The organism is Ramlibacter sp. PS4R-6 (assembly GCF_037572775.1).
Lineage (GTDB): Bacteria > Pseudomonadota > Gammaproteobacteria > Burkholderiales > Burkholderiaceae_C > Ramlibacter.
The window spans coordinates 238,629-259,246 of record NZ_JBBHKA010000001.1; the positions used below are offsets into that span (position 1 = coordinate 238,629).

Genomic DNA, 20,618 nt, shown 5'->3' on the forward strand with positions numbered 1-20,618 from the left:
TTAGACGTTGAAAAGGAAATTGAGCACATCCCCATCCTTGACGACGTACTCCTTGCCTTCGCTGCGCATCTTCCCCGCGTCCTTCGCGCCCTGCTCGCCCTTGAAGGCGATGTAGTCGGCGAAGGCGATGGTCTGCGCGCGGATGAAGCCGCGCTCGAAGTCTGTGTGGATGACGCCGGCCGCCTGCGGCGCGGTGTCGCCGATGTGGATGGTCCAGGCGCGCACTTCCTTCTCGCCGGCGGTGAAATAGGTCTGCAGGCCCAGCAGCGTGAACGCGGCGCGAATCAGGCGGTTCAGGCCCGGCTCGTCCTGCCCGATCTCGGCAAGGAACATCTTCTTGTCCTGCTCGCCCATGTCGGCCATCTCGGCTTCGAGCTTGGCGCAGATGGCGACCACCGGCGCGTCCTGCTTCGCGGCGTACTCGCGCAGGCGGTCGAGGTAGGGGTTGTTCTCGAAGCCGTTCTCGTCGACGTTGCCGACGAACATCGCGGGCTTGGCGGTGATGAGGAACAGCTGGCGGATGAGCGCCTTCTCCTCGTCGTTGAGCGCGAGCGTGCGCACGGGCTGGCCCTGGTCCAGGTGCGCCTGCGCCTTGGTGAGCACCTGCACGAGCTTGGCGGCTTCCTTGTCGTTGCCCGATTTCGCCGCCTTGGTGTAACGCTGGAGGCTCTTCTCCACCGTGCCCAGGTCGGCCAGGCACAGCTCGGTCTGGATCACCTCGATGTCGGCGACCGGGTCCACGCGGCCTGCCACGTGGATCACGTTGGGGTCGTCGAAGCAGCGCACCACGTTCACGACCGCATCCGTTTCGCGGATGTGCGCGAGGAACTGGTTGCCCAGGCCTTCCCCCTTGCTGGCGCCCGCCACCAACCCGGCAATATCGACAAACTCGACAATGGCTGGCACGATGCGTTCGGGCTTGACGATGGCCGCGAGCTGTTGGAGCCGGGGGTCAGGGAGTTCCACGATGCCCACGTTGGGCTCGATCGTGCAGAAGGGATAGTTCTCCGCAGCGATGCCGGCCTTGGTCAGCGCGTTGAACAGCGTGGATTTCCCCACGTTCGGCAAACCCACGATCCCGCACTTCAAGCTCATGACATACCCGCGATTCGAAGCCGGCAAGTTTATGCGATGCGCGGTCGCCGCCCTGCTGGCGCTGGCCGCATGCGCCGCCGCCTTCGCCGCGGCGCCGCCGCCGGCTCGCGCCCAGGTGCTGTCCGACCAGGGGACGCTGGACGCGCTGGAGTCCGCCACGGTCTGGTACGACCCGCGCGGCACCGCCACGCTGGAGCAGGTGCTGCAGGGCACGGCGGGCGCGAGCTTCCAGCCCGCGCGCCCGGAGCAGATCCACTCGCTGGGCGACGGCCAGCTGTGGCTGCGCTGGCGCTTCACGCGGGCGCGCAACGCCGAGAACGGGTGGCTGATCGTCTTTCCGATGCCTGCCCTGGACAACGTGACGCTGCACCAGCAGAACGAGCGCGGGTACTGGACCACGCTGTCGGCGGGCGACACGATCCCGGTCGCGTCGTGGGCCGAGCCCGGCCGCTACCCGCACTTCCGGCTGGAGCTGCCGGCGGGCCAGACGCGCGACGTTTACGCGCGCATCAGGCACCTCACGCCGGCCAACTTCCCGGTGCAACTGATGCCGGAGTCCGCCTTCGACGAACGCATCCAGGTCGAGTACCTCGGGCTGGGCCTGGCCTTCGGCGCCCTGCTGCTGCTGATCACGGCGTGCATCACGCAAAGCTTCGTGTACCGCGACGCCATCTACGGCTGGTACGCGGGCTACGCGGTGGTCACCACGCTGGGCGTGGCGGCGTACACCGGCGTGGCCGCGCACCTGCTCTGGCCCGGCTTCGGCGCGCTGGGCGACGCGCCCCAGGGCATGCTGGCCCTGCTGGCGGGCTCGGCCGCCATCCTCTTCATCCGCAACCTGATCGGCATCTCGGGCCGCCACCACGTCATCGACAAGTGCGTGCTGGCCACGGGCCTGGCGGGCATCGCGCTGGCCGCGCTGCTGCCGGTGATCGCCAAGGGGCCGGGCCTCGCGCTGGTCGGCGCGTATGTGGCCGGCGCCACGCTCGTGAACATGTGGATCGCCTTCGAGGCCTGGCGCCGCGGCGATACCGTCGGCGCGTGGGTGCTGGTCGCCTATGGGCCGCTCACGCTGGCCGTCCTGCTGGCCGTGGGGCGCATGGCCGGCTGGCTGCCGGTGTCTTTCGGTACGCAGTACGCGATCGTCGTCGCGATGGCCATCGAGGTGCCGCTGCTGCTGGTCGCGCTGAACATCCGCTCGCGCGAGCGCCACGGCGCGCAGATCCGCGAGCTGGCCCTGTCCTCGCAGGACGCGCTGACCGGCCTGCTCGCCGCGCACCTGTTCCACGACCGCCTGCGCCAGGTGGTCGCGCGCTTCAAGCGCGACCCCGACAACGCCGCGATCGTCTTCATCGACCTGGTGAACTACCCGCAGATCAAGGCGCAGTTCGGCTCGGCGGTGGCCGAGCAGAGCCTCTTGCGCAGCGTGATCAAGCTGCGCCGCCTGCTGCGCGACGTGGACACCGTCAGCCGCATCGGCGAGGCGCGCTTCGGCCTCATCCTCGAAGGCGTCACCTCGCGCATCGCGGTCACCGACCGCGCCGCGCGCCTGATCGCCGCGGGCCTGATGCCGCTGAAGGGCCTGAAGCCCGAGGTGACGCTGCAGTTCCACATCGGCGCGGTGCTGCTCGAAGAGCGCATGGGCGAGCCCGAGGAGCTCGTGTCGGCGCTGGACGAACTGCTCGCCAGCATGTCGCCCCGCACGCGCCGGCCGATCCGCTTCCTCGAACCCGAGGACACGCAGCCGCAGGCGCTGGCCACCGACTCGGGCCTGCTGGGCGGCGACAGCGTGCTGCCCTCGACGCCGCCGGTGGGCGGCTCGGTCGTGCCGCTTACGCGAAAACCCAGTTCGCAGTGACGTCCTGGCCGACGCGCAGGGTCGCGTCGATGCCTTCCAGCACGATCGCGTTCATGCCGAAGGTGATGGCGCCGTCGACGATCGGGTTGCTGCGGTACTGGCGCAGTGCCTCGCTCACGTAAGGCGTCGATTCGGCCGTCGCCGGGTCGATGTCCGGGATCGGGCAGCGGGGACAGGGCTTCACGGGCTTCAGGAGCACCTCGCGGTCGGCGGCGATGCGCAGGACATCGAGGCGGTCCTCGTCCTGCGCTTCCAGCCCCGCCAGCACGATGTTCGGGCGGAAGCGCTCCATGCCCACGGCCGCATGGCCCGCCGCCGCCAGCCGCCGGTTCAGTTCGGCGAGCGAGCCTTCGCTGGCCACCAGCAGCGGGTAGCCGTCGCTGAACTGGTTGAGCGCTTCGACGCCGCCGGTCCACTTGGTGTTCGAGGCGCGCTTCACCTCGGGGTCGAAGCGCGCCACGCGCAGCTTCGTGCCGAGGAAGTCGGTGAACCACTGCGCGGCGACGTCGCCCATGTCCCAGGCCTCGACCTCGTCGTCCCACACGCGCACGCGCGCCGGCGCCGCCACCTGGTCGGCCGCCAGGTGCAAGGCCAGCATGCCGGGCGCGCGCAGCACGACCTCGCTGTGCTTCAGCTGCGGGCGGATGAGCGCCATGCGCGGCAATTCGCGCTGGCTGACGAACTCGCCGGCCTCGTCCACCACCATCCAGGCGCGGTCCAGGTCGAGCCCGGTCTCGGTCAGCGGGGCCTCGGTGACCGCCACGCCGGCACAGGACTTCACGGGGTAGACGAAGAGGCGCGCGATGCGGGTGCGGACGTCGGGTTCTGCGTTGCTGCTCATAAGTGTGGATTCTGCCCCGCTCCTACAATGACCCCATGCCCGTGGACGTCTGCATCCGTGGCGCCGGCATCGTCGGCCGCACGCTCGCGCTCCTGCTCGCGCAGGCCCGCCTGCGCGTGGCGCTGGTGCGCAGCCCGCAGCAGGCCGCCGGGGCCAACAGCGACGTGCGCGCGTATGCGCTCAATGCCGCTTCGAAGGAATTGCTGGAGCGCGTGCGGGCCTGGCCCGACGACGCGCACGCCACGCCCGTGTGCCGCATGGAAGTGCACGGCGACGCGGGCGGCGAACTCTTCTTCCGCGCCGAGGACCAGGCCGTGCCGGCGCTGGCGTGGATCGTCGACGTCGGCGCGCTGCTCGCGCGCCTGGAAGACGCGCTGCGCTACGCGCCGCAGGTGCAATGGGTGGATGCGCCCCAGCCGGCCGCGCTAACGGTCGTGACCGAAGGGCGCGCCAGCAGCACGCGGGACGAGCTGCACGTGCCGTTCGAAGTCACGCCTTATCCGCAGCATGCGATCGCGGCCCGCCTCGAATGCGAAAAGCCGCACGACGGCGTCGCGCGGCAGTGGTTCTCGCAGGGCGAGATCCTGGCGCTGCTGCCGCTCGGCGGGCGCAGCGTCGCGCTCGTCTGGTCGGTGGCGGATGCGCGCAGCGGCGGGCTACTCTCGCTCGATGCCGCGGCGTTCACGCAGGCGGTCGAGGCCGCCTGCCACGGTGCGCTCGGCAAGATGACACTGGCGAGCGAACGCGCCGCGTGGCCCTTGCAGCTGGCACGGGCTCAGCGCTGGTGCGGGCCGGGCTGGGTGCTGGCGGGCGATGCGGCGCACACGGTGCACCCGCTCGCGGGACAGGGATTGAACCTGGGCCTGGGCGATGCGCGCGAGCTCGCACAGGTGCTGCAGGAGCGCGAATACTGGCGCAGCGTGGGCGACCTGCGCCTGCTGCGCCGCTACGAGCGCTCGCGCAAGGCCGACGTGCTGGCGATGGGCGCGGTGACCGACGGGCTGCAGCAGCTGTTCGCACGGGGCAGCGAGCCGTGGAGCTCGCTGCGCAACTGGGGCATGACGGGCGTGGACCGCACCGGCCCCGTGAAGGACTGGCTGGCGCGCCGGGCCATGGGATGAAACAAGCGTTGGGACGAACGAAGGAATGGAACGAACGATGAAACCGATCCGCAAGGCGCTGCTGGCGCTGGGGCTGGCCGTGCTGGCCGCGGCCGCGGCCGCGCAGGACGTGGACAGGATCCGCAAGAACCTCGCCGAACGCCTGCCCCTGCTGGGCAAGATCGACGAGGTGAACAAGACCCCGATGCCCGGCCTCTTCGAGGTGCGCGTGGGCATGGACCTGTTCTACACCGACGCCGGCGGCAACTTCCTGCTCAACGGCCACCTGATCGACGCGAAGAACCAGAAGAACCTCACCGAGGAACGGCAAGAGAAGCTCCTGGCCATCCCGTTCGACCAGCTGCCGCTGAAGGACGCCTTCACCCTCGTGCGCGGCGACGGCAAGCGCAAGCTCGCCGTCTTCGAGGACCCGAACTGCCCCTACTGCAAGCATTTCGAGCGCGACCTGCAGAAGATCGACAACGTCACGGTGTACATGTTCCTGTACCCCATCCTCGGCGCCGACTCCACCGAGAAGTCGCGCAACCTCTGGTGCGCCCGCGACAAGCCGGCCGCGTGGCTGGACTGGATGCTGCGCAACAAGGCGGCGCCGGGCGCCGCTGCCAGCTGCGACGTCACCCCCGTGACACGCAACGTGGAGTTCGGGCGCAAGTACAAGATCTCGGGCACGCCCACGCTGATCATGGCCGACGGTTCGCGCGTGGCCGGGGCGATGCCCACCGCCGAAATCGAGAAACTGCTGGCCAAGCAATGACCGCGGCTCGCATCGCGAGCGTGCATTACCGCGTCGAAGCCGCGGACCTGCACGCGCACCTGTTCCGCGTCACGCTGCAGGTGGCCGAGCCCGCGGCGCACCAGCAGGTGTCGCTGCCGGTGTGGATCCCCGGCAGCTACCTGGTGCGCGAGTTCTCCAAGAACCTGCAGCGGCTCTCGGCGAGGCAGGACGGGCGCAACGTGCCCGTGCAGCAGCTGGACAAGTGCACTTGGCAGTTCGACTCGGTGGCCAGCAGCCCGCTGGTGGTCACCTACGAGGTCTACGCCTTCGACAACTCGGTGCGCACGGCGTGGCTCGATTCGCAGCGCGGCTTCTTCAACGCCACCAGCCTGTGCCTGCGCGTGCACGGCCTGGAGCACATGGTGCACTCGCTCGACCTCGCGCCGGTCAAGGGACGCCCGCAGTGGCGCGCCGCCAGCGGCCTCGCGGGCTACCGCATCAACAAGCGCGGCTTCGGCGTGTACCTGGCCACCGACTACGACGAGCTCGCCGACTGCCCCGTGGAGATGGGCGAGTTCTGGGACGCGGAGTTCAAGGCCGGCGGCGTGCCGCACCGCTTCGTCATCGCCGGCGCGCCCGCGTCGTTCGACGGCGAGCGCCTGCTGCGCGACGCGCAGAAGATCTGCGAGACCGCGATCCGCTTCTGGCACGAGCGCAAGCGCCCGCCCTTCAAGTACTACCTGTTCATGCTCAATGCGGTGGACGACGGCTACGGCGGCCTGGAGCACCGCAACTCCACGGCGCTCATCTGCTCGCGCCGCGACCTGCCCCGCACGGGCGAGCCGCGCCAGAGCGACGGCTACGTCACCTTGCTGGGCCTGGTGAGCCACGAGTATTTCCACACCTGGAACGTCAAGCGCCTGCGGCCGGCGGAGTTCGCGCATTACGACTACACGCGCGAGAACTACACGCAGCTGCTGTGGTTCTTCGAGGGCTTCACCAGCTACTACGACGACCTGCTCCTGCGCCGCTCGGGCGTCATCGACGACGCCACTTACGTCAAGGTGCTGAACAAGACGGTGAACCAGGTGCTGCAGGCGCCGGGCCGCGAGGTGCAATCGGTGGCGCAGGCGAGCTTCGATGCATGGGTGAAGTACTACCGGCAGGACGAGAACACGCCCAACGCCACCATCAGCTACTACACCAAGGGCGCGCTGGTCGCCCTGTGCTTCGACCTGACGCTGCGCGCCGAGGGCCACGCGACGCTGGACGACGCGATGCGCGCGCTGTGGGCGCGCTGCCATGCGGGCCCGATGGCCGAATCGGATTTCGCGGCGGTGCTCAAGGAGCTCGGCGGCCGCTCGTTCTCGAAGGAACTCGCGGCCTGGGTCCACGGCACGCGCGAGCTGCCGCTGGCGGACCTGCTGCGCTCGCAGGGCGTGCAGGTGCTGGAAGAACCCGCGCAGTGGCAGCAGCGCCTGGGCATCCGCGCGCAGGAAACGGGCGGCTCGGTCGTGCTGAAGAACGTGCTGCGCGGCGGCCCCGCCGAACAGGCCGGCATGGCCGCGGGCGACGAGTGGCTGGGCATCGAAGCCGGCGGCCAAGGCTGGCGCCTGGCCAAGGTGGATGACCTGCCCCTGTACGCCGGCCCGCAGCGCAAGGTGGCGGCGCTCGTCGCGCGCGACCGCCGCCTGCTGCGGCTGGACCTGCAGCTGCCCGCCGCGTCCACCACCTGGCGGCTGGTGCTGCGCGACGCGGCACGGGCGCAATCGTGGCTGGCGGCGAACGACTGACGGTCCGCCGCGGGTTCCGCTTCGCGGGCGTGGTGGCGGCCGTCGTCGCACTGCACGCACTGGTTCTGAACTGGGCCGACGACGCGCTCGACGGCCCGCCGCCGCTGCAGGCGATGGCCGACCCGATGTTCACGCGGCTGCTGCAGCCGGAAGCCCCTCCCCCAACGCCGGAAGCCGCACCTGTAGCGCCGAAGAAGCGCACGGCCATCGCCGCATCGAACGTGGTCCCGCGCCCGAAACGGGCGGCATCCGCGCGGCAGCCGCCCACACCCGAGCCGGAAACCGTCGCCAGCGCCCCGACCCCTGTCCCGGAGCCGCCCGCGGCCGCGGCGTCGGCGCCGGCGGCCGTCGCCGCCGCATCGGCTGCGTCCGCGCCGATGGGGCCTGCCATGGCCGCCGACAACTGGCCAGCCGACACGCGTGTGTCGTACAAGCTCACCGGCTACTACCGCGGCGACCTCATCGGGGATGCGCGCGTGCAGTGGCAGCGCCAGGGCGAGCGCTACCAGGCCCGCGTCGACCTGGACGTCGCCGTCTTCCGCATGACGTTCCTGAGCCAGGGCGAGGTCGGCAGCGACTCGCTGTTGCCGCGCGCCTACCAGGAGACGACGCCCAACCGCACGCGCGTCGTGCAGATCGGCGCCGACCACGTGGTCCTCAACGACGGCCGCAACGTCCCGCGGCCCGCGGACGTCGCGGTGCAGGACACGGCGAGCCAGTTCGTCGAACTGGGGCACCGCTTCGCCACCGGCAGGGACAAGCTGGTGGCCGGCGGAGTCGTGCAGTTCTGGCTGGCGCGGCCCGGCGGCCTGGACCTGTGGACCTACGACATCGTGGGGCGCGAGCTGCTCGCGACGCCGCACCTGGGGACCCTGGAGGCGTACCACCTCAAGCCCCGCCCCATCGCCAACCCGCGCGGCAACATCACCTCCGAGATCTGGTTCGCGCCCTCGCTGCAGTACATGCCGGTGCGCGTGAAGATCAACGTGGGCACCGAGGCGTGGGCCGACCTGATGGTGGACCGGATCGAGCAGCGTTGAGCTTGGGGGCAACGGACGTTTATCATAGGCGTCCATGCATTCGAAGCCGCGCGACGTCGCGTCGATCCGCCTGGACAACGCCCTGGCGCTGTTCGACGAATTCGTCCGCAACACGGTCAAGGACCCCGACCTCGCGACCTTGAGGGGGCTGGAGCGCCGATTCGCGGAGCGCCTGCAGATCCAGCCCAGTTACTGGAGCCAGATCAAGAGCCGGTCGCGCCAGATCGGCGAACGGCTGGCGCGCCAGTTCGAGCAGCTGTCGCACAAACCTTTCGGCTGGATGGACCTGCCCCACGACCCCGGCGGCGCACCCGTCCCGGCCCCCACCCAGAGGCCCGCGCCCGTTGCGGCGCCCCCCGCGGACGAGAACCCCAACCTGCCCCGCGACGACGACGAGCGCTTCATCGTCGGCCTGGTGCTCACCTACTACCGCCGCCATCCCGAGCGCGCCCGCACGCGCCTGCTCGACCTGCTCGGCGAGGTGCTCGTCCCCGCGGCGGCGCCGCCGGCACCGTCGCCGCCACCCGCCCGAGGCAACTGGCCCGCATCGGGGGAAGACAGCCACACGCTGTGGGAGAAGTCGCAGCAAGGCGTGGCCCCGCTGAAGAAGAAGCGCTGATCCTTGTGGCGCACGCGCCACGCCGAAGCGGCCCTGGCGATAAATCCAGCTTGCGCAAGATAATCAATCGTTTATCATTTGCGCAAGTCGGACGGGCCGCGCCTTTCCGATGACGCCCTCCGATCCACCCCGCACGCATTGCATGACCGCCCACTGCCTGACCTCGAAGCAAGTCGCGAACGCCGCCTCCCGGCGCGCCGCCGCATCGCTTCCGGTTGCAGGCCGACGTCGAGCCATGCGCGCACTGACCACCACGGGCGCCGCGCCCCCGCCACGCTGAAACCCAGCGACGCGATGCGCGGCCCGTGGTTGACAGCCCCGGGCCGTTTTGCTTTCTGGCCCCGCAGTTTCCTCGAGAGAAAACCAACAGGAGAAAAGACATGACGAGAACGATGCCCTGGGGTCCGAGCGGATCGGCCCCGCCCCTGGCGGCCACGCTGCTGAACATCCTCGCCGCCGTGCTGCGCAAGGCGAGCGTGCTGCTCGAAGGCCGCGCCGCCCGCGTGGCGCAGGCGGCGCAGGCCGAGGCGCTCGCCGCCGCGGAAGAACTGCTGGCCGCGAGCACGGACACCGTGGAATTCCACGCGTACCACCGCGACGCCGGCGCGCCCGAAGGTGCGCTGTACGTCAACGGCGAGCTGGTGGGTTTCGTGTCCGGCGTCAGCCGGCTGTGAAGGCCCCCGAAGCGGGAAGGCCGGGAGCGATCCCGGCCTTCTTTTTTTTTTGGGGCCGCCTACTTCTTGCCCGCGGCTTCGCGTTCCTTCTTGACCTTCTCGATGTCGTCCTGCAGGTACGCCGTCTCGGCGCACTTCTCGCGGAACGCGGTGAAGTCCGTCTCGATCTTCGCGCGGTCGGCGTTGAAGGTTTCCTGGGCCACGCGGTGCGCTTCCACTTCCTGCTTGAACGCGCGCTCCTTGCGCTCGAAGCGCGCGCGGCGGCCCGAGCCGGTGGCGTTCATGTCTTCGGCCACGCGCTGGGCCTCCTCGTTGATTTCCTTGGCCTGGGCGTTGAACGCCTCGCCCGCCTTGACGAGCTTCTCGCTGCGTTCCTTCAGGCCTTTCTGGCGCGCTTCGATGTCGTCCTGCGTGTTCAGGCACGCGCGCAGTTCGTCGATGGTTCCCGTGCGCTTGCCGGAGGCTTGCTGCGCGCCGGCGCCAAGGGAGAGCGTCGCGGCCAGCGCGACGAGGGTGAGGGACAGCTTGTTCATGTTGGTCGGGGCTCGTGGCCCGGTGGTTGGGGGATGCCCCGGTCGGGGCCGGGCGAAACTATAACTTGCGCTTGTCGATGACGCGCTTGGCCTTGCCGAGGCTGCGCTCGACGCCGCCCGACGCGCGCAACTCGATCCGGGCCGAGCTGCCGATGTAGGCCTTCACCTCGTGGGCGAGCTGGGCCGCGGCGCCCTTCGCGGCGTCGCTTTCCGGGTCACCATCCGCGCGGACTTCCACCGCGACGGTCAGCTCGTCCAGGGCGCCGTCGCGCGTGAGGATGCACACGTAATGCGGCGCGAGCTCCGGTCGCTTGAGGATGAGCTCCTCGATCTGCGTGGGGAACACGTTGACGCCGCGCACGATCATCATGTCGTCGCTGCGGCCGGTGATCTTCTCCATGCGCCGCATGGTGCGGGCCGTGCCGGGCAGCAGCCGCGTGAGGTCGCGCGTGCGGTAGCGAATGATGGGCAGCGCCTCCTTGGTGAGGCTCGTGAAGACCAGTTCGCCGAGTTCGCCGTCCTTCACCGGCCGGCCCGTCTCGGGGTCGACGATCTCGGGGTAGAAGTGGTCCTCCCAGACCGTCGGGCCGTCCTTGGTTTCGATGCACTCGTTGGCCACGCCCGGCCCCATCACTTCCGACAGGCCGTAGATGTCGACCGCGTCCATGTTCATGCGCTGCTCGATCGCCATGCGCATGTCGTTGGTCCACGGCTCGGCGCCGAAGATGCCCACGCGCAGCGAGGTCTGCCGCGGGTCCAGGCCCTGGCGCTCGAACTCCTCGGCGATGGCCAGCATGTAGCTGGGCGTGACCATGATGATGTCGGGCCGGAAGTCGGTGATCAATTGCACCTGGCGTTCGGTCTGTCCGCCACCGAAGGGCACGACAGTCAGGCCCAGCCGCTCGGCGCCGTAGTGCGCGCCGAGGCCGCCGGTGAACAGGCCGTAGCCGTAGCTCACGTGCACCAGGTCGCCCGGCATCGCGCCCGACGCGCGGATGCTGCGCGCCATCACGGTCGCCCAGGTGTCGATGTCGTTCTTCGTGTAGCCGACCACCGTCGGCTTGCCCGTGGTGCCGCTGGACGCGTGGATGCGCACGCATTTCTCGCGCGGCACGGCGAACATGCCGAAGGGGTAGTTGTCGCGCAGGTCCTTCTTGGTCGTGAAGGGGAATTTCGCCAGGTCCTCGAGGCTGCGGCAGTCTTCGGGGTGCACGCGCGCCTCGTCGAACTTCTTCCGGTACACAGGCGAGTTCGCATAGGCATGCGCGAGCGTCTGCTTCAGCCGCTTGAGCTGCAGGCCGCGCAGTTCGTCGACCGAGGCTTTCTCGATCGGCTCGAGGTCGAATCTGTCGTTGATCACGCCGTCCCCTCCGGGAGCACCGTCCCCTGGATGTGCGCGCTCTTGCCGCGGAACATCGCCACGACTTCGCCGCGCTGGTTCGTCACCTTCATGTCGTAGATGCCGTGGCGCCCCTGCAGCGCCTGCTCGACGCCTTCGCAGGTGAGCACGTCGCCCGCCTTGCCGGGCTTGAGGAACTCGATGCTGCAGCCGGCGGCCACCGTCACCTTGTTGTGGCTGTTGCACGCGAAGGCGAAGGTCGAATCGGCCAGCGTGAAGATCAGGCCGCCGTGGCAGATGGCATGGCCGTTGAGCATCTCCTCGCGCACCGTCATGCGCATCACCGCGCGCCCAGGCTCGCAGCTCACGAGCTCCATCTGCATGAACTCGCGGCTGGCGCGGTCGGAGGCGAACATCGCCTCGCCGACCTTCGCGGCGAGCTGGCGTGCATCCATGGTCATTCGCCCTTGAAGTTGGGCGCGCGCTTCTCGCGGAAGGCGCCCACGCCTTCGAAGTAGTCGTGCGTGCGGCCCAGCGCCGATTGCGTGTCGCGCTCGAGATCCAGCTGGTGGTCCAGGTCGTGGCTGGCGGCGGCGCGCAGCAGGCGCCGCGTCTCCACCAGGGCCTTCGTCGGCATCGTGGCCAGGCGCTGCGCGAGCTTCATCGCCGCCTCGACGCAGTTCTGGCCTTCCGGCACGACGTCCCAGATCATTCCCCATTCCTTGGCGTCGTTCGCGGGCATCTTGTCGGACAGCATCGCGGCGCCCATGGCGCGCGCCAGGCCCAGCTTCTTGATCAAAAACCACGTGCCGCCCGCATCGGGCACCAGGCCGATCTTGCTGAACGCGAGCGTGAACGACGCGTTCGATGCGGCCAGCGCGAGGTCGCAGCCCATGGCGATGGACACGCCCGCCCCCGCGGCGCTGCCGTTGATCGCGGCGACCGTCGGCACGCGCAGCGCCTGCAGCTTGCGCACCGTGGGATTGAAGGCCTGGTCGATGATGGGGCCGGGGTCGGCGCGCTTCACCAGGTCGGGGCCCGGCGTGAAGTCGAATTCCGCGAGGTCGGCGCCGGCGCAGAAACCGCGGCCCGCGCCCGTGAGCACCATGGCGCGGATCGATTTGTCGTGCTCGATCTTCGCGAACGCGTCCCACAGCTGCTCGTGCATCTCGCGCGTGAAGCTGTTGAGCGCCTGCGGCCGGTTGAGCGTCACCAGCGCCACCGCGCCGCGTGCCTCGTACAGCACCGTCTTCTCGGTCATCGTCGTCTCCTGTGGAAGGGGCACTTTACCATTACCCGACCGATTGGTCGGGTAATTGATTTCCCTTGGGGATAATCGCGCCGAAGGAGAACCCCATGGCCTACGAAACCATCCTCACCCGCACCGAGGCGGGCAAGGTCGGTGTGATCACCTTGAACCGCCCCAAGGCGCTCAATGCGCTGAGCGACCAGCTGATGGACGAACTCGGCGCGGCGCTGAAAGCCTTCGACGCCGACGACGCGATCGGCTGCATCGTCGTCACCGGCAGCGAGAAGGCCTTCGCGGCCGGCGCCGACATCGGCGCGATGAAGACCTACGGTTTCGCCGACGTCTACAAGGGCGAGTACATCTCGCGCAACTGGGAAACCATCCGCAGCGTGCGCAAGCCGGTGATCGCCGCGGTGGCGGGCTTCGCGCTGGGCGGAGGCTGCGAGGTGGCGATGATGTGCGACATCGTCATCGCCGCCGACAACGCGAAGTTCGGCCAGCCCGAGATCAAGCTGGGGATCATCCCCGGCTCCGGCGGGACGCAGCGCCTGCCGCGCGCACTCGGCAAGTCCAAGGCGATGGACATGGTGCTGACCGCACGCATGATGGATGCCCAGGAAGCCGAGCGCTCGGGCCTCGTCAGCCGCGTCGTGCCGCTGGACAAGCTGATGGACGAAGCGCTGGCCGCGGCGATCGTCATCGCCGACATGCCGCCGCTGGCGGCGATCGCCGCGAAGGAGGCGGTCAACCGCGCTTTCGAAAGCTCGTTGACCGACGGCGTCTGGTACGAGCGGCGCCTGTTCCATGCGCTCTTCGCCACCGAGGACCAGAAGGAAGGCATGGACGCCTTCGCTTCCAAGCGCAAGGCGGAATTCAAGGGTCGCTGATTCAGGCGCCGCCGGCTGCCGGGTCAGTCCCGCTGCGGATGGCGGCGGCGCCACTCGGCCACCGCCTGCACCGTCGTGCACTTCAGGCCATGGGCCTGCGCGAAGTCGCGCACTTGCGCGCCGCGCGCCATCGTGCCGTCGGGGTTCATCAGCTCGCACAGCGCGCCCGCGCGCTGCAGGCCCGCCAGCATCGGCAGGTCCACCGACGCTTCGGTGTGCCCGTCGCGCTCCAGCGTGCCGCCCTTCTTCGCGACAAGCGGGAACACGTGGCCGGGACTGACGACCTCGCTGTGTTCCAGCGTCGAGCGCAGCGCGCACTGGATGGTCTGCACGCGGTCGGCGGCCGATACGCCGGTCGTGACACCGAAGGCCGCCTCGATCGATTGCGTGAAGGCGGTGGCGAAGCGCGAGCGGTTGACCTCGACCATGGGCTTGAGCTTGAGCTCGCTCGCCTTCTGCGGCGTGATGCACAGGCACACGATGCCGCTGCCCTCGCGGATCATCATCGCCATCGTGGCCGGCGTGATGCGCTCGGCCGCGACGACGATGTCGGCCTCGTTCTCGCGCTCGGCATCGTCGAGCACCAGCACCGGTTCGCCCGCCGCGACGGCGGCGATGACCTCGGGCATCGGGGAAAGGGGGATGGCCGACACGGGGTCGGCGCTGACGGTTTCTGTCGACATGAAACGCTCCTGTTGGTTGAACAAAGCGCCTCAAGGCAGCAAGGACTGAACGCGCGGCGAACTGGACGCCGCAACGTGCCTTCTTTCATCCGGACTGTGACCGTCGGCCCCGGAATCGCACCGGATCTGCTGACCTCTTCCTCGCGGAAGAGCGCTCGCGGGCTTGCGGCTTGCGCCGCCTACCGCCGGTGGGGAATTGCACCCCGCCCTGAAGACGCTTGAACTATAGGGGCGCCGCGAAACCCGTGCTGGCGCGTGGGTGACTCGGCTAGAGCGTGCGCGCGCCGCGGGCGCGCAGGAAGCGCTTGAGGTCGTCGAAGCCCACGCGGCCGCTGCGCGCATGGTCGATGGCGTCGAAGTTGTCGGCGACGACGCCGAGGCCCGCCGCACGCGCCTGCTCGCGCGTGATGGTGCCGCGGCCCTCGGTGTCGGCAGCCTCGAAGCTCTCTCGCAGCTTGCGCTCGACCTGCCCGCGCAGCGCCTCGCCGCGCGTCTCGTGCCCCGAGTGCGGCTGCGCGCGCACGGCCGGCGGCACCCACGGGTCGCGCGGCGCGACGACCGGCCCGTCGCCGGCACGCGCCAGCGCGGCGACGCAGGCCAAGCCGGCGATGACGACGCGCTTCACGGCGAGCCTCCCGTGTAGAACAGCCGCAGGTCCTGCTTCTGCCGCACGCGCGCCGCGTCGTCCAGGTAAATCATGTGGCCGCTGTCGTAGTAGCGCAGCGTGAGGTTGGGCACGCTGCCCAGGCGCGCGAGGTCGCGCTCGGTCTGCAGGAACGGCGTGGCGAGGTCCTGGTAGCCGTTGAGCGCCAGCACCTTCAGGGTAGGCCGAAGCGCGAGCACCGTCGCGAGGTCGGGGATCACGTCGGGCACGGGCTGCCCGTCGTGCCGGAAGTCCCAGCTGTTGATGGCCGCGCTGCCGGTCGCGTAGGCCGACGGGCTCGAGTAACGCAGCGTCTGGTTCAGGTAAGGGCCGATGGCCTGCGCGAACTGCGAGCCGATCAGCGTGCTCGACGGGTCGCCGTCGCTGGCAAGCGTGCTGCCCACCGGCGCCGACACGCGCGCGTCGTAGCGGCCGATCAGCGTGCCGGGGATCACGCCGGTCCGGTAGGTGTCGGGATCGACGTTGAGGTTGGCGGCCCACGTCTGCGCACGCAGCCCCGTCAGGCCCTCCAGTTGCGTCGCGAGCGCGGGCGCCGGCGGTGTGTGCTGCGAGAACCACACGACCACCGCGGGATCGTAGGTGGCGGAAACGAACCCGCGCATCAGCTGCGCGTTGGCCGTGCTGTCGGCGGGCGCGCCGGCGGCGACCTGGTGGTACGAGCCGGCCTGCGCGTACGACGGCACGAAGCCCGCGCAGCTGATGGACAGCGACGCGCCCGAGCAGTTCGTCGCGTAATTCAGCACCGACGACAGCAGGATGATGCCGTCCAGCCGCACGCCTGCCGTCTCGAGCATGCGCGCCATCACGGGTGCGCGCGTGGTGCCGTACGACTCGCCGAACAGGTACTTGGGGCTGGCGTCGCGCCCGTTGGCCGCGAGCCAGCGCACGACGAAGTCGCGGAACACCGCAGCGTCCTTGTCGACGCCCCAGAAGGTCTGGTTTCTGTTGGGGGCGATCGCCTGCGAGTAGCCGGTGCCCACCGCGTCGACGAACACGAGGTCCGTCGTGTCCAGCAGCGTCTCCATGTTGTCCACGAGCGGGAACGGCTTGGGCGCGGTGGTCGATGGCAATCCCGTGGCGAGGCGCTTGGGGCCGAAGGAGCCCAGGTGCAGCCACACGGTGGCCGACCCCGGCCCGCCGTTGTAGAAGAAGGTCACCGGGCGCAGCGCCGGGTTCCACCCGTCCGCCGTGTAGCTGACGTGGAAGAACGCGGCCTGCGGCACGCCGGCGGGATCGCGCGCGACCAGGTGGCCGGCTTGCGCCGTGTAGGCGATCGTGCCGGTGGGCAGCGTGATCGTGCGATGCGTGACCGCGTGCGCTTCGCCGGTGCCCGCCGGCAAGGCAGCGTTGGCAGTGACCGAATAGGTGGTGGGGTCGTTGAGCGGTGTGTCGCCCACCGCAGGCGGCGGCACGGGCTCCGGCGAAGGCGGCGGTGCGCCCCCGCCGCCCCCACCGCCGCACGAAGCCAGCGCAGCGGCGAGGGCCGCGGCGGCAACGGCAGCGAAAAGCCTGTCGAGCACAACCACCCGGCGATTTAAACCACGGGGCCGTGCCCGCGCAAGCAGGCTTGCCCTAGCTTGCCTGCACGCGATGGCATTCGCCGGCGGGAACGAGCTGCCAGCGCCGCGCGTGGAAATCGTCCAATTCGTGGCCGTGCGCGATCGTCACCAACCCGCCGCCCTTGCCGCGCACGAGTGCCGCCAGGCGTTCGTACAACGTGCGCTCGGCCGGCGCGTCGAGTGCGCTGGTGGCTTCGTCGGCGAAGACCCAGGCCGGCTGCTTGAGGAACACGCGCGCCAGGGCCAGCCGCTGGCGCTCGCCGCCGGAAAGCTTCTGGGTCCACGCATCCTCGTCGTCCAGCCGCGAGGCGAGGTGCGGCAGCAGCGCCTGCTCCAGCGCGGCCTTCAATTGCTCGTCGGAATACGCCGAGGCCGCATCGGGATAGGCCAGCGCCGCACGCAGGCTGCCGTCGGGGAAGTACGGGTTCTGCGGCACCGCCATCGCGTCGCGGGGCACTTCGACGCGCCCGCGCGCGAACGGCCAGATGCCGGCGAACGCACGCAGCAGCGTGGACTTGCCGCTGCCCGACGGGCCCTGCAGCAGCACGTTCTCGCCGGCGCGCAGGTGCACGTCGACGTCCTCGAGCAGCGTGCGGCCGTCAGGCAAGGCGAGCGTGAGGCCGTGCGCGGCCAGCTGGTCGCCTTCGGCACGCTGCGCCTGCGGCGCCGCCGCCGTGGCCTTCAGGCTGTCCTCGAACGAGGTCAGGCGGTTGGTGGTGGCGCGCCACGACGCGAAAGTCGTGTAGTTGTCGATGAACCAGGCCAGCGAGTCCTGCACCTGGCCGAACGCGCTGGAGATCTGCATCAGCTCGCCCAGCTGGATCACGCCGGCGAAGTAGCGCGGCGACGCCACGATGAAGGGAAAGATGATGGCGGCCTGCGCGAAGAAGGTGTTGAACCAGATCAGGTTCTTCTGGCGCCGGATCAGCGCGAGATAGTTGGCGAGCACGTGCGAGAACCGCAGGTCCAGGTGCAGTTTCTCCACGCCCTCGCCGCGGTCCAATGCGATGGCCTCGCTGTACTCGCGCACGCGCACCATGTGGTGGCGGAAGTCCGCCTCCAGCCTTTGCTGCTGGAAGTTCAGGCCGATCAGCGGCCGGCCGATGAAGTGCGTGATGACGCTGCCCAGCAGGCAGTAGCCCACCGCGGCCCAGACCATGTACCCGGCGATGTAGTAGGTCTCGCCGCCGATGCGGAAATCGAAGTCGCCCGACAGGCCCCACAGGATGCCGACGAAACTCACGAGCGTGACCACCGCGTTGAGCAGCCCCATCGACAGGGACACGCTGTAGCCGGTGAAGAGGTTGAGGTCTTCCTGGATGCGCTGGTCGGGGTTGTCGGGCGTGGCGCCCTCCTTCGCATAGCGCGCGAGTTCGAGGCGATAGAACGCCTGCATCGCGAGCCAGCGCCCGAGGTAGTGGTTGGTGAGCCAGGCGCGCCAGCGCAGCTCCAGCAGCTGTGTCAGGTAGAACTTGTAGACGGCGATCACGATCGCGCTGAAGGCCAGGAGGGTGAACCACCCCAATTGCTGCCAGAACACCACCTGGTCCTTGTTCTGCAGCGCGTCGTAGAAGGTGCGGTTCCACTCGTTGATCTGCACGGCCATGAAGACGGCCGCGAGGTTGAGCACGACGATCGCGGCGAGCATCGCGCGCGCCTTCCAGCGGTCCTCGGAGCGGAAGTACGGCACGGCCAGCGCCCAGGTGCGGCGCGCGGCGGTCGTGAAGGTAGCGAGCTTGGACATGGCGGCTCCCGTCGAAGCGGCCAATGCTAGCCGCGCTCAGTGCTTGGTGTTGGTGATGCCGGCGGCGACGTGGCCCGACGGCACGTGGCGCGCCGCATGGTCGACATGGCCGGTCTGGTCGTCGAAGAAGAAGTCGGGCTCGAACTCGCGCAGGAACTCGCCCTTGGCGAGGCCGCCGAGGAACATGGCCTCGTCGACACGGATGTTCCACGACATCAGCGTGCGGATGGCGCGCTCGTGCGCCGGGGCGCTGCGCGCGGTAACGAGCGCCGTGCGAACGCGCATGGGCGTGGTCGAGCCGGCCTGCTGCAGCAGGTGCAAGGCCGCCAGGAAGGGCTTGAACGGACCTTCGCGCAGCGGCTGCAGCGCCTTGGACAGCTCGTGCTGCTGGAAGGCATCGAGCCCGCGTGCCTGGAACACCTGTTCGGCCTCGTCGGAAAACAGCACCGCGTCGCCGTCGAAGGCGATGCGCACCTCGTGCGGGTAGTTGGTGCCGGCGAGCATCGACTCGGTGAGCACGCGAGCGGCCGGGAAGCCCGCGGCCAGCGCCTCGCGCACGTCGTCGGCGTTGGCCGAGAGGAAGAGCTTGGCGCCCAGCGGCCGCAGGTACTTGAACGGCGACCGCCCTTGCGTGAACACGCCGCGCACCAGCTTGATCTCGTTGGCCACGCCCGAGCGGAACACGCGCATGCCCGACACCGGGTCGTTGCGCGAGAGGATCACCACCTCCACGCGCTGCATCTTGTCGTCGTTGAACGCCAGCAGCTTTTTGATGAGGGAGTACGCGATGCCCGGCCTGGCGGGCACGTCCAGGCGCTCCAGCTGCAGTTTCATGTACGCGGCCGGGTCGCCCGACTCGAAGAGCGCGTTCTCTTCCTCGAAGTCGAACAGCGCCCGCGAGGAGATCGCCACCACCAGCTTGTCGTCGAGCGTCACGGCCATGGTCGGTTCAACGCCTCAGCGCGCGAATTGGTTGAGCTGGATGATCGGCAGCAGCACCGCCAGCACGATCAGCATGACCACGAAACCCATGCCGACGATGAGCAGCGGCTCCAGGATGGTGGCCAGCTGCATGGCACGGCGCTGGACCTCGGCGCCCAGCTGGTTGGCGGCGCGCTGCAGCATCTGCGGCAGCTGGCCGGTTTGTTCGCCCATGCGCGCGAACATGGGCAGCAGGCCCGGGAAGCGCTTCTTTTGCGCCATGGCGGAGGCGAGCGGCGCGCCCTCGCGCACCAGCACCAGCGCGTCCATCGCGTCGGCGCGCATGGCGCGGTTGTTCAGTGTCTCGGCGGCGGCCTGCAGGGCGCGCAGGATCGGCACGCCGGCGCCGGCGAGCATGGCCAGCGTGCTGGCGAAGCGCGCCGCGTTGTAGCCGCGCGAAAGCCGGCCGATCACCGGCAGCTTGAGCCACCCGGCGTCGAAGGACTCGCGCGTGGCGGGGTTGCGCAACGCCAGGCGCAGCACCACGAAGCCGGCGACGAACACGGCCAGCAGCGCCCAGCCCCAGCTGCGCACGAAGTTGCCGATCGCCAGCATCGCGACGGTGAGGAAGGGCAAGGCGCGCTTGGTGCCCGCGAAGACGTTCGCCACCTGCGGCACGACGTACGACACCAGGAACAGCACGATGACCATCGCGACCACGGTCACGATCGCCGGGTACAAGGCCGCGCCGATCAGCCGCGCATTGAGGGCCTGCCGCTCCTCCAGGTCGTCGGCCAGGCGCTCCAGCACCAAGCCGAGGCTGCCGCTTTGCTCGCCCGCGCCGACCACGGCGACGTAGATCTCGGGGAACTCGCGCGGGAAGCGCGCGAGCGCCTTGCCGAAGGTGGAGCCCGCGTTGACCTCGGCGCGCAGCGCGGCCACGAGGTTGCGCTCGCGGTCGTTCTCGGCTTCGTCGGTCAGCGCCGTGAGCGCGCGCTCCAGCGGCAGGCCCGAACCGACGAGGCCGGCGAGCTGGCGCGTCCAGATCGCCAGGCCCGTGGCGCTGAAGACCGTGCGGTTGAACAGGCGCCCGCCGAACGCGGCCTGCGCATCGTTGGCGGCGCCAGCCACGGGCTGCACTTGCAGCGGCACGAGCTGCTGCGCGCGCAGCAGCGTGCGCACCGCTTTCGCGGTGTCGGCCTCCATGACGCCCTTGCGGGTCTCGCCCTGGGCATCGAGCGCTTCGAAGCTGTACGCCGGCATGGCGGGGATTATGTCCCCCC

The 20,618-nt window shown here is 69.6% G+C and carries 20 protein-coding genes and 1 riboswitch; of the genes, 8 read left to right on the plus strand and 12 right to left on the minus strand.

The features are described 5' to 3' along the window. Nucleotides 1–1,095, minus strand: a complete 1,095-nt coding sequence (ychF, locus tag WG903_RS01175) for a redox-regulated ATPase YchF (protein ID WP_340072353.1) — start codon at nucleotides 1,093–1,095, stop codon at nucleotides 1–3. Between ychF and WG903_RS01180 the strand changes: the two genes are divergently transcribed. After that, nucleotides 1,094–2,953, plus strand: a complete 1,860-nt coding sequence (locus tag WG903_RS01180) for a sensor domain-containing diguanylate cyclase (protein WP_340072354.1) — start codon at nucleotides 1,094–1,096, stop codon at nucleotides 2,951–2,953. The two genes, ychF and WG903_RS01180, sit on opposite strands and share 2 nt — an antisense overlap. Here WG903_RS01180 and WG903_RS01185 read toward each other — a convergent pair. After that, nucleotides 2,928–3,794 carry an MOSC domain-containing protein gene (locus WG903_RS01185; RefSeq protein ID WP_340072355.1) on the minus strand — a complete coding sequence of 289 codons (867 nt, stop codon included), beginning with the start codon at nucleotides 3,792–3,794 and terminating at the stop codon, nucleotides 2,928–2,930. The two genes, WG903_RS01180 and WG903_RS01185, sit on opposite strands and share 26 nt — an antisense overlap. A gap of 35 nt (nucleotides 3,795–3,829) precedes the next feature. On the opposite strand from WG903_RS01185, the gene WG903_RS01190 reads away from it, so the two are divergent. The 6 genes from WG903_RS01190 (at nucleotide 3,830) to WG903_RS01215 (ending at nucleotide 9,756) form a co-directional block, all read left to right on the plus strand. Beyond that, a complete protein-coding gene (locus tag WG903_RS01190) occupies nucleotides 3,830–4,915 on the plus strand; it encodes an FAD-dependent monooxygenase (protein WP_340072356.1) in 1,086 nt (361 codons plus the stop codon). 37 nt (nucleotides 4,916–4,952) lie between these two features. Further along, the gene (locus tag WG903_RS01195; RefSeq protein WP_340072357.1) at nucleotides 4,953–5,669 is read left to right on the plus strand and encodes a DsbC family protein; all 717 of its coding nucleotides are present in this window, start codon (nucleotides 4,953–4,955) and stop codon (nucleotides 5,667–5,669) included. Then, on the plus strand, nucleotides 5,666–7,423 hold the full coding sequence (locus WG903_RS01200) for a M61 family metallopeptidase (protein ID WP_340072358.1): 1,758 nt from the start codon (nucleotides 5,666–5,668) through the stop codon (nucleotides 7,421–7,423). Before WG903_RS01195 ends, WG903_RS01200 begins: the two co-directional genes overlap by 4 nt. Then, a complete protein-coding gene (locus tag WG903_RS01205; RefSeq protein WP_340072359.1) occupies nucleotides 7,402–8,463 on the plus strand; it encodes a DUF3108 domain-containing protein in 1,062 nt (353 codons plus the stop codon). The genes WG903_RS01200 and WG903_RS01205 overlap by 22 nt, the downstream gene beginning before the upstream one ends. A gap of 34 nt (nucleotides 8,464–8,497) precedes the next feature. Next, nucleotides 8,498–9,082, plus strand: coding sequence for a hypothetical protein (locus WG903_RS01210; protein ID WP_340072360.1), 585 nt, complete (start codon nucleotides 8,498–8,500; stop codon nucleotides 9,080–9,082). A 380-nt stretch (nucleotides 9,083–9,462) separates the two neighbouring features. After that, nucleotides 9,463–9,756 (plus strand): hypothetical protein, encoded by a 294-nt coding sequence (locus tag WG903_RS01215; RefSeq protein ID WP_340072361.1) that lies wholly within the window; start codon nucleotides 9,463–9,465, stop codon nucleotides 9,754–9,756. 59 nt (nucleotides 9,757–9,815) lie between these two features. Here the strand turns inward: WG903_RS01215 and WG903_RS01220 are convergent, their stop codons facing one another. Genes WG903_RS01220 through WG903_RS01235 form a run of 4 tightly spaced genes read right to left on the minus strand, consistent with a single transcriptional unit; the run spans nucleotide 9,816 to nucleotide 12,889 of the window. Next, nucleotides 9,816–10,289, minus strand: coding sequence for a hypothetical protein (locus WG903_RS01220; RefSeq protein ID WP_340072362.1), 474 nt, complete (start codon nucleotides 10,287–10,289; stop codon nucleotides 9,816–9,818). Nucleotides 10,290–10,347: 58 nt separating this feature from the next. After that, nucleotides 10,348–11,646, minus strand: a complete 1,299-nt coding sequence (paaK, locus tag WG903_RS01225; protein WP_340078178.1) for a phenylacetate--CoA ligase PaaK — start codon at nucleotides 11,644–11,646, stop codon at nucleotides 10,348–10,350. Beyond that, nucleotides 11,646–12,089 (minus strand): hydroxyphenylacetyl-CoA thioesterase PaaI, encoded by a 444-nt coding sequence (gene paaI, locus WG903_RS01230; RefSeq protein WP_340072363.1) that lies wholly within the window; start codon nucleotides 12,087–12,089, stop codon nucleotides 11,646–11,648. The genes paaK and paaI overlap by 1 nt, the downstream gene beginning before the upstream one ends. Next, the gene (locus tag WG903_RS01235; RefSeq protein WP_340072364.1) at nucleotides 12,086–12,889 is read right to left on the minus strand and encodes an enoyl-CoA hydratase-related protein; all 804 of its coding nucleotides are present in this window, start codon (nucleotides 12,887–12,889) and stop codon (nucleotides 12,086–12,088) included. The genes paaI and WG903_RS01235 overlap by 4 nt, the downstream gene beginning before the upstream one ends. Before the next feature lie 95 nt (nucleotides 12,890–12,984). Here WG903_RS01235 and WG903_RS01240 point away from each other — a divergent pair, with 95 nt between their 5' ends. Further along, nucleotides 12,985–13,764: an enoyl-CoA hydratase gene (locus tag WG903_RS01240; RefSeq protein WP_340072365.1), complete on the plus strand. Its 780-nt coding sequence runs from the start codon at nucleotides 12,985–12,987 to the stop codon at nucleotides 13,762–13,764. A gap of 23 nt (nucleotides 13,765–13,787) precedes the next feature. On the opposite strand, the gene ribB is transcribed toward WG903_RS01240, so the two are convergent. The 6 genes from ribB to gspF all read right to left on the minus strand — a co-directional run bounded on the left by ribB (nucleotide 13,788) and on the right by gspF (nucleotide 20,598). Continuing rightward, nucleotides 13,788–14,447 carry a 3,4-dihydroxy-2-butanone-4-phosphate synthase gene (gene ribB / locus WG903_RS01245; RefSeq protein ID WP_445263565.1) on the minus strand — a complete coding sequence of 220 codons (660 nt, stop codon included), beginning with the start codon at nucleotides 14,445–14,447 and terminating at the stop codon, nucleotides 13,788–13,790. Nucleotides 14,448–14,520: 73 nt separating this feature from the next. Then, a riboswitch (FMN riboswitch) is annotated at nucleotides 14,521–14,667 on the minus strand. Between the two features lie 48 nt (nucleotides 14,668–14,715). After that, nucleotides 14,716–15,072: an EF-hand domain-containing protein gene (locus WG903_RS01250; protein ID WP_340072366.1), complete on the minus strand. Its 357-nt coding sequence runs from the start codon at nucleotides 15,070–15,072 to the stop codon at nucleotides 14,716–14,718. Further along, nucleotides 15,069–16,631: a S10 family peptidase gene (locus WG903_RS01255; protein WP_340072367.1), complete on the minus strand. Its 1,563-nt coding sequence runs from the start codon at nucleotides 16,629–16,631 to the stop codon at nucleotides 15,069–15,071. Before WG903_RS01255 ends, WG903_RS01250 begins: the two co-directional genes overlap by 4 nt. Nucleotides 16,632–16,683: 52 nt before the next feature. Further along, nucleotides 16,684–18,414, minus strand: coding sequence for an ABC transporter ATP-binding protein/permease (locus WG903_RS01260; RefSeq protein WP_340072368.1), 1,731 nt, complete (start codon nucleotides 18,412–18,414; stop codon nucleotides 16,684–16,686). 36 nt (nucleotides 18,415–18,450) lie between these two features. After that, on the minus strand, nucleotides 18,451–19,356 hold the full coding sequence (locus tag WG903_RS01265) for a 5'-nucleotidase (protein WP_340072369.1): 906 nt from the start codon (nucleotides 19,354–19,356) through the stop codon (nucleotides 18,451–18,453). A gap of 15 nt (nucleotides 19,357–19,371) precedes the next feature. Further along, nucleotides 19,372–20,598: a type II secretion system inner membrane protein GspF gene (gene gspF / locus WG903_RS01270; RefSeq protein WP_340072370.1), complete on the minus strand. Its 1,227-nt coding sequence runs from the start codon at nucleotides 20,596–20,598 to the stop codon at nucleotides 19,372–19,374. Between the last annotated feature and the right edge of the window lie 20 nt (nucleotides 20,599–20,618).